We start from the raw sequence: 12,716 nt of genomic DNA, 5'->3' as shown, positions 1-12,716 counted from the left end.
AAAACCGACCTTTCGCAGGAGTCGCGTCGAATGCCCTCGACCTCCGACGCCCTTGCCGCCCCCGAACCGACGACACCGCTGGCTGGCATCCGCGTCGTCGACCTGTCCACCACGCTGCCCGGCGCGTTCTGCAAGCAGTTCCTGGCGGACCGCGGGGCAGAGGGTTTGATGCTCGAGGCGCCCCTGCGGTTTTCGTCGCTGGTCGGGCCGAGTCGGTCGGAGATCAGGGCGCCCGGCGGACGTCTGGCCGGGCGGCACACGGTCGCGGTGCTGCGGGTGTTCGGCTACGATGACGCAACAATCGCGAAATGGCAGGACGCCGGTGTAATCCATTGTGGCTGAGACTCGGACGATCAGTCGCTCATCGGAGCGACAGCACATCATCGACGCTGCCTACCGGTGCTTGGATCGCAGTGGCGAGTCGCTGACATCGATCACCGAGATACTCGATGAAGCCGGTCTCGGCACGCGGGCCTTCTACCGGAACTTCAGCACCAAACACGATCTTCTGTTGGAGATGTTTCGGAGGGATCGCAAGGCGGTGCAGGAGCAACTGCGCGAGGTAGTGGCGCGCGCGGAAACCCCGGTGGAGGCCCTGCGGTCGTGGATGACGCACATGTTCGAGCTGGTGTCGAATCCGCGCAAGCGCAAGAGGGTGGCGATTTTCTACTCCGAGGAACTGCGGCGCACTCCAGGTTATGCGCGCGAACTCGAAATCGGGATGGCGGCCGATCAGGCATCGATCGCCGCCATACTTCACCGAGGCAAAGCAGAAGGAATCTTCACCGCGTGCAGTCCGGAGGTGGATGCTCGGTCGATTCGGGCGGCTTTCGAGGCCGCACTTCTCGACCGGTTTCACCAGAAGTCGATGACAGACGTCACCGACGAGGTCGACTATCTGCTGGGTTTCGTGCTGCGCGGTCTGGGCGCCGCTTAGTCTTTCAGCAAGGAAGCGAGCTTCGTGCCGATCGTCTGAACATGTCTCAGCGCCCACTCTTTCGGCATCCCACCCAGCGACGCCCAGAAGAACACGGTCTCGGTAGTGTCGCTCGCCTGAGAGTTCGTTGTCACTACGCACCAGCCTAAGCTAGAATCTACTGATATATAGAAAGTATGGTCACGACCGATCTCTCGATGCGTGTCTCGCGATACCGATCGCCCAGCGTTCACGCACGGTGCCAGCAAAGGACGGTGTCAGCACATGGGCTCGAGTGAATCATTGAGGGGCAAAGTCGCCGTCATCACCGGCGGCGCCAGCGGGATCGGTTTGGCTACGGCACGAAGGCTGGCGGATCGGGGTTGCAAGCTCGTGCTGGCCGACATCGAACAGGCGGCTTTGAACTCAGCTGCAGCGGAACTGCCTGCCGGCACCGAGGTGTTGCCAGTCCGTACTGACGTCTCCAAGCGTGCGGACGTCGAGAGCCTTGCAGCGCGCACAAGTCAGCACTTCGGCCCCGTCGACATCTTGTTCCTCAACGCCGGCGTGGGAGCCACGGGGCCGCTGGTCGACGCAACGCACGAGGACTGGGAGTGGATGATCGGCGTCAATCTCTGGGGTCCCATTCATGGTGTCGAGGTGTTTCTCCCATCGATCGTGCGGGCCGCCCGGAGTGCGCACATCATCTTCACGGCATCGTTCGCGGGCCTCGTCGCCAATGCAGGACTGGGTCCCTACTCGGTCACCAAGTACGGTGTTGTGGCGCTCGCCGAGACGCTGCATCGTGAACTGCGCGAATCGCTGGTAAAGGTCAGCGTGCTCTGCCCGATGAAGGTCGGGACGAACATCGAGCACTCGCATCGCAATCGCCCGGCTCACCTCGGCGGTCCGAATGCCGCCTCCGATGTTGACTTCGACGACCCTGGATTTGCGGGCCGCATCGTGTCGCCCCACGACGCCGCGAAGATCGTCGTCGACGCAATCGGTTCCAACGAGCTGTACTTGTTCACTCACGAGGAGTGCCGCGAGCCGATCGCGCGCCGATTCCGAAAGATCGACGCCGCGTTCGAGACGTCCCCGAGTCGAGCGTGATGGCCGACGGCACGCATGCGCGTTCTGCCCTCATCACCGGCGCCTCTCGCGGGATCGGATTGGCTATCGCACGGCGCCTGGCCGAGCGGAACATGGCGCTTACCATCACCGCTCGCAACGAAGAAGCCCTGGTGGCGGTGCGCGACGAACTCCGCGAATTAGGCGCGCCTGCAGTACTTTCCGTCGCCGCGGACATCGCTGATCCGGATGCCCCGGTCGGTCTGATCCGGCGGCACCGTGACGAATACGGCGACATGTCGGCATTGATACTCAATGCCGGCGTCGGTACGGCAGGGTTGATCGCCGACTACCCGCTGAAGCGACTCGACAAGACCATCGCGGTCAACTTCCGGAACCCCTTCGTCCTGATCCAGGAAGCCTTGCCGATGCTCCGCGCGGCGGTCGCTCGGCATCCGTCTGAGGGGGCCAAGATCATCGTGCTTTCCTCGATCACCGCCATCTACGCCGAGGCCCAACTGGCTGCGTACGGCGCCTCGAAGGCCGCGATTGCCTCGCTGGTGGACACGCTGAACGCCGAAGAGTCGGGCACCGGCATATCTGCTACCGCGATCGCGCCTGCCTACGTCGACACCGACATGTCGGAGTGGGTACGTGGCCGCATCGCGCCCGAGGAAATGATCCCGGCCGAAGACGTGGCGACCTTGGTCGAGTTCCTGCTGAGGATGTCGGCGCGCTCGGTCATCGGTCGGGTCGTGATAGCGCGGGCAGGCACCGACGGCTACGAGGCGTAACGCCCGAGAGGGCCGCCGCGTCGTACCCGTGGCGGCCCTCTCGGGCGTGCATCTAGAGCGCGTCGACGTCGAAGGTGGCCAGCTTGGCGGCTGAGACGTCAGTGATCTCGTCCCACTTCGCCGCAACATCGTCGATGCTCGGCGCCGCCCCGGTGAAGGTCACGCCGTCGGTCTGGAACAACACGGCGCGCTGCACCTTGCCGCCGCCCACGATGAACACCGAAGCGCTGTCGGAGTTCTCCTCCGTCATCAGGTAGCCCACCACGGGCGCGACATACTCGGGTGTCAAGCGCTCGAAGACCTCCGGTGTCATGATGTCCTGCGTCATGCGCGTCGCGGCGATGGGCGCCACGGCGTTGGCCATGATGTCGTATTTTGCGCCCTCCTGCGCAAGCGTATTGATCAGCCCGACAAGTCCCAGTTTGGCCGCGCCGTAGTTGGCCTGGCCGAAGTTGCCGAACAGCCCGCTGGTCGAGGTGGCGACGACCACGCGGCCGAAGTGCTGCTCGCGAAAGTGCGGCCACGCGGCGCGGATGACGTTGTACCCGCCGTAGAGATGCACCTTCTGCACGGCGTCCCAGTTGTCGAACGTCATCTTGTGGAAGGTGCCGTCACGCAAAATGCCCGCGTTGCTGACGACGCCGTCGATCTTGCCGAATTCATCGAGCGCGGTCTTGATGATGTTTTCGGCACCCGCTGGCTCGGCCACGCTGTCGTAGTTGGCCACTGCGCGCCCGCCGGCGTCCAGGATCTCCTCGACCACATCGTCGGCCATGTTCTGCCCGGCGCCGCTGCCGTCGCGTGCCCCGCCGAGATCATTGACCACAACGCTGGCACCCTCTCGCGCGAGCGTCAATGCATACTCGCGTCCCAAGCCGCCCCCGGCTCCGGTGACGACGATGACCCGATCCTGCACTCCTGCCATGAATGTTCCTTCCTGATGATGCCGAACGGCGGATTTGATGGTGGTTCACGCTTCGACGACGGCCAGCGCATGGCACCGGCTGCGATAGAAAACGATTGGTTGTACATCGTCATGCCGGGTGATGTCGGTGATCTGCAATATGACGATGCTGTGATCCCCGGCCTCGACGGCCTGGTAAAGATGGCCTCGATCCACACACTGCACCCGCCAAGGAAAACGGCGCCGCTCGGAGATGAGACGACCGTGACGCCGGAGAAGCGGCCGCCCGTCTTCGCTGACAGTGACGGGACGGCGCCGCTGTGACCGTGGCTCAGCACGCTGATGCCAAGGCGGCCGCACGTGCGAAGGCGAGGGCAGGTCGACGAACTGTTCTGCACGCACACCGAAACCAGGGGCGGGGCAAGCGATACGGGCGTAAACGTACTGAGGGCCATTCCGCACGGAGCGGAATCGACCATGGCGCCGATGAACACGATTCCCGTGGGGTGACAGGCGAATACATCTCGCAGCAGTGCGTGGTCGAACGACGAAGCAGTCACGGCAGCCTTCGGACAAGATTCGGTACGGCAACAGAATCTAGCACAAGGTAGAATAGCGGCGCTGGCGTGTTCGGTCGTCATGCGTCGCTTACCGGGCTCCGGCAGCCGCTCGAATGCATGCGGTGGCAGTAGGCCGCCACCCGCGGCCGCGGACCCTCAAGCGAGGCTGCGCGGACGTGATCGACGGCGTCGGATGCTTGTTGCGTTCCGTCCTAACGAAATGCTAGTTTCGACTATATAGTAGAAAGTCATCTGGCTGCTGCAGTTGGCCGTGCCTGAAAAGGAGGTTGCTCAATTGAGCACCCCAGTGATGCCGATCATCGATACCGATACACATCTGAGCGAGCCGCCCGATCTGTGGACGTCGCGGCTGCCTTCGAAGTGGAGCGAGCTCGCTCCCAAGGTGGTCTTCGACGAGCGCCGGGGCGAAGACATCTGGATCATCGGGGGGCGCCGACTGTCCGGGGTGTCCGGCTATGCGATGGCCGGGTGGCACGAGTATCCGCCAAAGCATCCGCCGTCCGCGGAGACGGCGGACCCCGCCGCGTTCGATGCCAAGGAGCGGGTGAAGCGGATGGACGCGATGAAGATCGCTGCCGAGGTTCCGTACCCCAACCTACTGGCGTTTTCCATGGACGCCTTCATGGGCTACAACGAGCCCGAACTCGTCTTGGATTGCATCCGCGCCTACAACGACTTCCTGACCGAGTTCGCTTCTGTGGCTCCGGAACGGTTCGTTTGCCTTACGACGCTGCCCTTCTGGGACCTGGACGAGGCGGTGAAGGAGATGAACCGGTGCCACGACAATGGGCACCGCGGAATCAACTTCATAGCCAAGCCCTACAAGTTGGGCCTGCCGCGCCTGCGGGAAGACCATTGGGCCCCGATCCTGAAGGCGGCCGAGGAACGTCAGCTCTCCGTTAACTTCCATGTCGGATATCAATCTCAGACCGAAGAGGACTGGGTTCGCATGATCAAGGACGTCCAGGGCCCGGCCGACTACGCGCAGGAGACCACGATGTCGTTGATGGGTCTGTGCGAGAACGTGTCCGAGCTGTTGCTGTCCGGAGTGTGTCACAAATACCCGGGCCTGAACTTTGTCAATGTCGAAAGCGGCTTCGGGTGGATCCCCTACCTGATCGAGAGTGCCGACTGGAACTGGAAGAACTCCGGTGCTGCGAAGGCTCATCCGGATCGCGAACTTCCCAGCCACTACTTCCGCAACCAGATCTACACCACTTACTGGTTCGAACGCGAAACCGTGCGCTACATGGGCGCGGCGTACGCCGACAACCTGATGTTCGAGACGGACTTCCCCCACCCGACGAGCCTGTCTCCCGGGCCGGCCTCGACCGCGATGTCTCCGCGCGACGTGGTCGACGAGACGCTCAACGAATTGCCCATCGACGCGTGCCGCAAGATCTTCTACGAAAATGCGGCCCGCCTGTATCACATTGACGTAGAAGCCTGTCTTCAGGATTAGCGACTTGCCTCGGTCTGGTCCGAAATGGGCCAGACCGAGGTTCCAAGGGAGTGATTAGGTGGCCGTCGCAACAAATCACGACATCGAGCCCGCCGCTCCGGGCGCCAAGGAGGTGTGTGATGCGCTATTCGCCTTCATCGACAGAGAAGTCGCGAAAATTCAGCAACCCATCGAGGCGGCTCTGCATGATCCGCGACTGTACTGGCGCGAGGACGGGCGCATCGCCGACGAGGTAGTTCAGGCCCGTCGGGCTGCGCGGATGGCTTCGGCCGAGGCCGGCTTCTACACGATGTTCTGCCCTACCGAACTCGGCGGCGGCGGGCTGAGTGCCGAACTGTACTTCGAAGTATTCGAGGCTCTCTGTCACCGGTATGGCTCACCCCAGACGCAGCTGGCCTTCCAGGTCCTCGCACACGCGAGCACAGGTCCGACGGCGTTGTGGACCTACGCATCCGACGCTCTTAAGGCTGATCTGGTGCCCAAGCTCCTGCGCGGCGAGGTACAGGGATCATTTGCGATGTCGGAGCCCGACGCAGGCTCCGACGCCTGGATGATGACCACCACCGCTGTCCGTGACGGAGGCCACTGGGTCCTCAACGGCACAAAGCAATGGGCCTCGTGGGCTCCGACCGCTGACTTCTTGATCACGTTCGCCATCACCGACCGCGAGCGCTTTGCGGCGCGAAAGGGAGGATTGACGGGCTTCTACGTGCCCACCGATGTTCCGGGATACGACCTGTACTCGATCGTCAAGGTGTTCGACGAAATCGGCGGCGAAGAAGCAATCCTCACCTTCAACGACGTCCGCATCCCGGATCAGTACCGGCTCGGTGAAGTTGGCGAGGGCTTCCGTGTCGCGATGGAGGGCTCTGGCCTGCTGAAGATGACGAAGCTCGCGCGGCTGATCGGTCTGGGCCGGTGGGCGAACGATAAGGCCGTCGACTATGCGAAGGTACGCAAAACATTCGGCAAGACGCTGAGTGAGCATCAGTCGATCCAAAACATGCTTGCCGACAACTGCATTGACATTTACACCTCGCGTTTGGCGTCGCTCGACGTGGCGCGCAAGCACGACGCCGGGGATCAGGCACGATTTGAGTCCGCGATGAGCCACGCGCTCGTCGCCGAGGCGATGTACCGCGTGTACGACCGGTCAATGCAGATCCTGGGCGGGATCGGCCTGAGCAACGAAGCGGCGATGATCCATGGCTGGCACACGACACGCGTGTCGAGAATCAGCGAGGGTCCGCCAGAAGTTCAGCGGCGCACCATCGCCAAGTATCTCCTGTCGGGCGCCTATAAGTTCTGACTCCCTGTCACGTCGAGTTGCCAGTGCTCTCGGGCACTGGCCTCACTCAAAGCAACTGTGACGCAATGGCGTTCGCAGAAACATCGAATCGGCGCGTCCTCAACGCAAAGCAAGAAGGGAACACATTCCATGGTCGACGCATACATCGTAGAGGCTGTTCGATCGCCCGTCGGTAAGCGCAACGGCGGGCTGGCCGACGTCCACCCCGCGGAGCTATCCGCCCAAGTACTCGCCGCGCTGGTGGACCGAGCCGGCGTCGATCCCGCCGTCGTCGACGACGTGATCTGGGGTTGTGTTGGCCAGATCGGCGAACAGTCCAGTGACATCGCACGCACCGCGGCGCTGACTGCCGGATGGCCGGACACGGTCACCGGCGTGACGGTCGATCGGCAATGCGGATCGAGTCAGCAGAGTTTGCACTTCGCCGCCGCCGGCGTGATCGCCGGGCAGTACGACGTCGTGGTCGCCGGGGGAGTGGAGTCGATGTCCCAGGTGACCATCGGTTCTGCGGCCGAATTCGGCGCCGGCCCTTTCCCCGAGCGGTTTCAAGCACGCTACGGAATCCCAAATCAAGGTGTGGGAGCGGAGCTGGTCGCCGAGCGTTGGGGACTGAGCCGAACACAACTCGACGAGTTCTCCGCTCAATCCCACCAGAAGGCCGCGGCCGCACAGGATTCGCACGTTTTCGATGACCAGATTGTGCCCATTCGACGCGCCGACGGTTCCGTCGTGACAGCCGATGAAGGTATTCGGCGCGGAACTTCGGTAGAAACGCTCGCTGGTCTCAAGCCGGCCTTCAAGGAGGACGGCGTCATTCACGCGGGCAACGCCTCACAAATCTCGGATGGCTCGGCGGCGCTGCTGATCATGTCGGGGGAGAAGGCCCGGGAGCTCGGCTGCACGCCGATCGCTCGCGTGCACACCGCCGTGCTCGCGGGCGCCGATCCGGTCCTGATGCTCACCGCACCTATTCCTGCCACCCAGAAGGCGCTGCGCAAGTCTGGACTTAACGTCGGCGACATCGGGGTGTTCGAGATCAACGAGGCGTTTGCACCGGTGCCGATGGCATGGCAGCTCGAGATCGGCGCGGACGAGAAGCTGTTGAACCCGAACGGCGGCGCGATCGCGCTCGGCCATCCCCTCGGGGGCTCAGGTGCCCGACTGCTGACGACCATGATCCATCACATGAGGGCGAACAACATCAGGTATGGGCTGCAATCGATGTGCGAAGGTGGCGGGCAGGCCAACGCGACCATCGTGGAGCTGGTGTGACAACGTCGGAGGCCGTGACCACGAATGCGGCACTCATCCGGAGGTCCGGACGGGTCCTCGTCATCACCATCAACAGACCCGACGCCCGCAATGCGGTGAACCAAGCGGTTAGTACGGCCGTCGGTGATGCGCTCGAGGCGGCGCAGCAGGATCCGACAGTCTGGGCGGTCGTGGTGACCGGTGCCGGTGACAAGTCGTTCTGCGCAGGGGCCGACCTCAAGGCGTTGTCGCGCGGCGAGAGCGTGTTGCATCCGGACCATCCAGAATGGGGGTTCGCCGGACTCGTCCATCACTTCATCGACAAGCCGGTCATCGCCGCCGTCAACGGGTCAGCGCTCGGCGGCGGCACAGAGCTGGCGCTTGCGAGCGACCTGGTCGTGGCGGAGGAGCGGGCCGTATTCGGCCTGCCGGAGGTGAAGCGCGGTTTGATTGCCGGTGCGGGTGGCGTCTTCCGTATCGTCGAGCAGCTGCCGCGCAAGGTCGCACTCGAACTGCTGTATACGGGCAACCCGATTTCGGCTGCCGAGGCGGCACGTTGGGGATTGGTGAACAGGGTCGTGCCCGACGGCACGGTGGTGGAGTATGCGCTGCAGCTCGCCGAGCAGATCGCCGTGAATGCACCGCTATCCGTACAGGCGAGCAAGCGCGTGGCCTACGGAGCCGATGACCGCATCATCGAAGCCGAGGAACCAAAGTGGGAGAGAGTCGCACGGGAGGGCGAGGCACTCCTTGCCAGCGGGGACGCGAAGGAGGGGCCGCGCGCGTTCGCCGAGAAGCGTGCACCCGTATGGGAAGCACGCTAAGCGATGAGGATCCGCGCTGATGTCGCGCATGTCATGGTGCGCGCGATCGACGTGGCCGGCTTTGTCCTCGCCGATGTCTGCCGCTACACCGTTATGAGGGATCGGAAGTCTCCCGATCGGCAGGTCCGCGCCTTCTTCGCCGCGCTTCGGCACCGTGCTGTTTTAGAACTAGCTAGGCCCCGACTACAACGCTGCGCATCACGAACACCGCCACCTCGCGGCAGATATCTGCCGCGAGGTGGCGGCAGGCTTAACGGCGAACCGGCAGCCGACTGCCGGGGTTCAGTTCATCAGTAGCTCGCGCAGGTTGTCACGCATGATCCGGTGCACGCAACCCGGGTCCAGGTCGGTGAGCCCCTCCGCGAATTCGGCTGGCTGGGCCAGCCCCTCCGCGTGGGGATAATCCGAGCCCATCAACACGCGGTTCGCGCCGATGCGCTTGACCAGTTCGGGCGTGTTGTCCTCGTGAAAGGGAACGACATAGACATTGCGCTTGAACATCTCCGATGGGCGATCAGGGAGCGTGCCGCCCGGCCAATCGCCAAAACGTCCCCACCACGCTGCCTTGTTGAGCGTCTTCAACAGATAGGGGACCCATCCACAGCCATGCTCGACGCTGATGACCCGCAGTCCCGGGAAGCGGCCGAACAGATTGTGCAGGACCATCGCCGCGAGCGTGGTCATGATGGGAATCTCGACGTGGAACATCGCGAACTGCAACGCGGAGGTGTCGCGCGTTCCCGGCCGGGGCTTCTCGCCCCACACGGTCGACGCGTCGAAGAAACCGGCTGACACGTGGAACCCAACCGGCACTTTCGCCTCCTCGAGGCGCGCCCAGAACGGGTCGAACTTGGGATCGGCAATCGAACAGGGCTGTGCTCCGCCACCCGGGGCCGGTCGCAGATAGACGACTTTCACGCCCGCCTTGAGCAGGCGGTCCAGTTCTTCCACGGCCAGGTCCGCGTCGGCCAGCGACAGACACCCCGTGCCGAAAATGCGGCCATTGCTGCCGAAGCCCCAGTCTTCCTCGACCCAGCGGTTATACGACCTCAGGTTGGCATACAGCACCTCGGGGTTGTCGAGCAGATCCTGCTCGATCCCATTCGCCATCGACGGGAATAGGATCGTGCCCTCGACGTTCTGGCTGTCCATCAGCTCCAGCCGCGCCTGCTGGTCATGGAAAGCCGGCAACATCGACGATTCGTCCCGCGCATCGTCGAAACCGCCCAGCTCGGGATTATTCAGGATTTCCTTGAACGAACCCGGAGCCTCGGTCTTGTCGAACTTGACGTTGCAGAAGGTCAGAACCTTGTCACCGCAATGCCAGTATTCGTTGCCATCGGGGTGCATCCGGGCCTGGATCGCGACATCCTTGTACTTGGACTCGATATGACGGCTGAAGCAGTCCCGGACCTCATAGAAGTGATTGTCTGCATCCCACAGACCATAAGGCTCGCTGGTCACGTCACACACTCTCCATTCCATTTCGTTTGATCTTGTTCCCAGCGCTCGCGCCGTGGGGCGAGAGGGCCAGAGCACGTCGAGCATTCATATAGTTAGCCTATAGAACATCATATCGGTAGCCTATAGAACGATCAGGCGCGCGTCAATGGCTTTCTAGCGAGACACAGATTCTTGTACTAAGTAGATTACTCCGCCGGTGGGGCGCACAGATGACCCTCGACAGGGTCGTCGAACAGCTTGAATCTGGTACGCCGAGAAGCGTTCACCCGTATGGAAAGCGCTTAAGGGGTGGATGGATTGACAAATAAATTCTACTATATGGTAGAATCTAGCCGTCAATCGGACTTCAGATAGGTCAAGCACATGCATGTTGGCAAGAGTGTCTTCTTTCAGAATCCCGACGAGGATCGTTCCGACTCGGCGCTTTACAAGCATGAGATAGCGCTGGCAGAACAGGCCGAGCCGCTGGGCTTCGAGTCGTTGTGGATCGCCGAGCACCACTTCGGTGGCTACGACGTGTCGCCAAACACGTTGCAGCTGTTGACTTATCTGGCGGCCAAGACTAAGCACGTCCGGCTGGGACCTTCGGTGGTGGTGCTTCCGTGGCATGAGCCGCTGCGGGTCGCTGAGGAGCTCTCGGTGCTTGACCACCTGTCGAACGGTCGTCTGTTGCTCGGCATCGGCCGCGGCCTGGGCCGTCACGAATTCGAGGGCTTCCGGCTGAACATGGGGGAGTCGCGCCAGCGTTTCCAGGAGTATGCACAGGGCATCCTCAACGCCTTCGACACGGGAGTCATCGAGTCGGACGGTGAACTCTGGAAGCAGCCGCCCGTGCAACTTCGACCCCAGCCGCTGGCTCCGCTGCGCAACCGCACATACGCATCTTCGGTGTCGCCTGAATCGATGGACATCGTCGCTGAACTCGGTGCGGGTATCATGGTGATCGCCCAAAAGCCGTGGGATGTAACGGTTGCCGACGTCAAGAAGTACAACGAGCGGTTCGTCGAGTTGAATGGTTACGAGCCGCCTAAACCGCTGCTGATGTCCTTTGTGATCGTGCACGAGTCCTCGTCCGCGGCACAGGAGCTGCACGAGCAATATCACTATCGGTACGCGAAATCGACGTTCGATTGGTACGAGTTCAGCAATCCCGGCCTAGCGAAGGTTCCCGGTTACGAGTATTACGGCAAGTTCGCCGCCAACATCGAAAAGCACGGGGCGGATAGCTTCGTGAAATTCCTCGCCGAATTGCAGGTCTATGGCACTCCGGACGAGGTGGTGGAACAGTTGACCGACCATGTTCGTCGCATCGACGGCGTCGGGATGACTTCGGTACTGTCCTTCGCGGGAATGAGCCCCGAAATCGGTGCGGCCAATCAGAAATTGTTTGCAGAGCAGGTGCTGCCGCGCCTGAAGGGCATCGACACGGAGCGTGCTTTCCCACCCGTTGCCGTCCCGGCGCATGCCTGAGGGCGTGGGCTCGGCAGGAGAAGACGGCTCCGAAGTCCGCATCGCGCCGCTCCCGCTCGAGGAGCGCGATAACGCGACGAACGAGCTGCTCGATAAAGTCGGGCCGGGTCGTGACCTCAATCTGTTCACTACCCTGGTGCGACACCAGCGGCTGTTTCGGCGCTGGCTGCCGCTGTGCGGAGGCCTGCTCAGCGGGAAGTTGTCGGCCCGTGACCGGGAATTGCTGATCCTGCGGACCGCCGATCGCTGCGGGGCCGCCTACGAATGGGCCCATCACCTGGTGTTTGCCGCGGATGCCGGGTTGACCTCCGAGGAGGTCGACCGGGTCCGCGCCGGCGCCGACGCCGACGGCTGGACGCAACTGGAGTCGGCGCTGCTGAGAAGCGCCGACGAACTCCACGATGAGTGCGAGATCTCCGCATCGACATGGTCGGTCCTGGCGGCGCACTACGACCAGGAGCAGCTGATCGAGGTGCCGATGGTGGTTGGGCACTACCACATGCTGGCCTTCGCGGCGCGCTCGTTCGGCGTGGCGATTGAGCCCGCCTACCGGCCCGTCTCAGCGGCGCGCGCCGTCGAATGACCCAGGAGCGAGTGCCCTCTTACCGGTGACGCGCGCCCAGGCCAGCTTTCGCCGGCGAAATGTCGACCGGACGCCGTTTAGAACCAT

Annotated in this window: 12 protein-coding genes and 1 pseudogene; 10 read left to right on the top strand and 3 right to left on the bottom strand. The window is 62.8% G+C overall.

Features of this window, described 5'->3' with window-relative positions:
- Positions 1-30: 30 nt before the first annotated feature.
- From A5692_RS29390 to A5692_RS04765, 4 genes are all read left to right on the top strand, one after another.
- Positions 31-342 (top strand): CoA transferase, encoded by a 312-nt coding sequence (locus A5692_RS29390; RefSeq protein ID WP_068052724.1) that lies wholly within the window; start codon positions 31-33, stop codon positions 340-342.
- The gene (locus A5692_RS04775) at positions 335-937 is read left to right on the top strand and encodes a TetR/AcrR family transcriptional regulator (RefSeq protein ID WP_067923802.1); all 603 of its coding nucleotides are present in this window, start codon (positions 335-337) and stop codon (positions 935-937) included. The genes A5692_RS29390 and A5692_RS04775 overlap by 8 nt, the downstream gene beginning before the upstream one ends.
- Positions 938-1,201: 264 nt before the next feature.
- A complete protein-coding gene (locus A5692_RS04770; RefSeq protein ID WP_067923805.1) occupies positions 1,202-2,029 on the top strand; it encodes an SDR family NAD(P)-dependent oxidoreductase in 828 nt (275 codons plus the stop codon).
- The gene (locus A5692_RS04765; protein ID WP_067923807.1) at positions 2,029-2,781 is read left to right on the top strand and encodes an SDR family oxidoreductase; all 753 of its coding nucleotides are present in this window, start codon (positions 2,029-2,031) and stop codon (positions 2,779-2,781) included. Before A5692_RS04770 ends, A5692_RS04765 begins: the two co-directional genes overlap by 1 nt.
- A gap of 52 nt (positions 2,782-2,833) precedes the next feature.
- Here A5692_RS04765 and A5692_RS04760 read toward each other — a convergent pair whose 3' ends face one another.
- Positions 2,834-3,706 (bottom strand): SDR family oxidoreductase, encoded by an 873-nt coding sequence (locus A5692_RS04760; protein ID WP_067923810.1) that lies wholly within the window; start codon positions 3,704-3,706, stop codon positions 2,834-2,836.
- A 45-nt stretch (positions 3,707-3,751) separates the two neighbouring features.
- Positions 3,752-4,245, bottom strand: a pseudogene (locus A5692_RS27995) (flavin reductase family protein).
- Positions 4,246-4,540: 295 nt separating this feature from the next.
- Between A5692_RS27995 and A5692_RS04750 the strand changes: the two are divergent.
- The 4 genes from A5692_RS04750 (at position 4,541) to A5692_RS04735 (ending at position 9,112) form a co-directional block, all read left to right on the top strand.
- On the top strand, positions 4,541-5,728 hold the full coding sequence (locus A5692_RS04750; protein WP_142393483.1) for an amidohydrolase family protein: 1,188 nt from the start codon (positions 4,541-4,543) through the stop codon (positions 5,726-5,728).
- 58 nt (positions 5,729-5,786) lie between these two features.
- Positions 5,787-7,037, top strand: coding sequence for an acyl-CoA dehydrogenase family protein (locus A5692_RS04745; RefSeq protein WP_082962369.1), 1,251 nt, complete (start codon positions 5,787-5,789; stop codon positions 7,035-7,037).
- A 129-nt stretch (positions 7,038-7,166) separates the two neighbouring features.
- Entirely contained in the window at positions 7,167-8,309 is a 1,143-nt protein-coding gene (locus A5692_RS04740; protein WP_068052715.1) for a thiolase family protein, read from the top strand.
- A gap of 14 nt (positions 8,310-8,323) precedes the next feature.
- Entirely contained in the window at positions 8,324-9,112 is a 789-nt protein-coding gene (locus A5692_RS04735; RefSeq protein WP_068052731.1) for a crotonase/enoyl-CoA hydratase family protein, read from the top strand.
- 282 nt (positions 9,113-9,394) lie between these two features.
- On the opposite strand, the gene A5692_RS04730 is transcribed toward A5692_RS04735, so the two are convergent.
- Positions 9,395-10,576 (bottom strand): amidohydrolase family protein, encoded by a 1,182-nt coding sequence (locus tag A5692_RS04730; RefSeq protein ID WP_158243994.1) that lies wholly within the window; start codon positions 10,574-10,576, stop codon positions 9,395-9,397.
- A 363-nt stretch (positions 10,577-10,939) separates the two neighbouring features.
- On the opposite strand from A5692_RS04730, the gene A5692_RS04725 reads away from it, so the two are divergent.
- Positions 10,940-12,046 carry an LLM class flavin-dependent oxidoreductase gene (locus A5692_RS04725; RefSeq protein ID WP_068052709.1) on the top strand — a complete coding sequence of 369 codons (1,107 nt, stop codon included), beginning with the start codon at positions 10,940-10,942 and terminating at the stop codon, positions 12,044-12,046.
- The gene (locus A5692_RS04720; RefSeq protein WP_068052728.1) at positions 12,039-12,629 is read left to right on the top strand and encodes a carboxymuconolactone decarboxylase family protein; all 591 of its coding nucleotides are present in this window, start codon (positions 12,039-12,041) and stop codon (positions 12,627-12,629) included. The genes A5692_RS04725 and A5692_RS04720 overlap by 8 nt, the downstream gene beginning before the upstream one ends.
- The last annotated feature ends 87 nt before the right edge of the window (positions 12,630-12,716 follow it).

The organism is Mycobacterium sp. E342, assembly GCF_001667665.1.
GTDB lineage: Bacteria > Actinomycetota > Actinomycetes > Mycobacteriales > Mycobacteriaceae > Mycobacterium.
This window is presented reverse-complemented; position numbering and strand designations above follow the sequence as displayed.

Coding starts and splice junctions, on each gene's coding strand:
- A5692_RS04760 (WP_067923810.1), bottom strand. CDS start 3,706: ATGGCAGGAGTGCAGGATCGGGTCATCGTCGTCACCGGAGCCGGGGGC.
- A5692_RS04725 (WP_068052709.1), top strand. CDS start 10,940: ATGCATGTTGGCAAGAGTGTCTTCTTTCAGAATCCCGACGAGGATCGT.
- A5692_RS29390 (WP_068052724.1), top strand. CDS start 31: ATGCCCTCGACCTCCGACGCCCTTGCCGCCCCCGAACCGACGACACCG.
- A5692_RS04720 (WP_068052728.1), top strand. CDS start 12,039: ATGCCTGAGGGCGTGGGCTCGGCAGGAGAAGACGGCTCCGAAGTCCGC.
- A5692_RS04770 (WP_067923805.1), top strand. CDS start 1,202: ATGGGCTCGAGTGAATCATTGAGGGGCAAAGTCGCCGTCATCACCGGC.
- A5692_RS04740 (WP_068052715.1), top strand. CDS start 7,167: ATGGTCGACGCATACATCGTAGAGGCTGTTCGATCGCCCGTCGGTAAG.
- A5692_RS04765 (WP_067923807.1), top strand. CDS start 2,029: ATGGCCGACGGCACGCATGCGCGTTCTGCCCTCATCACCGGCGCCTCT.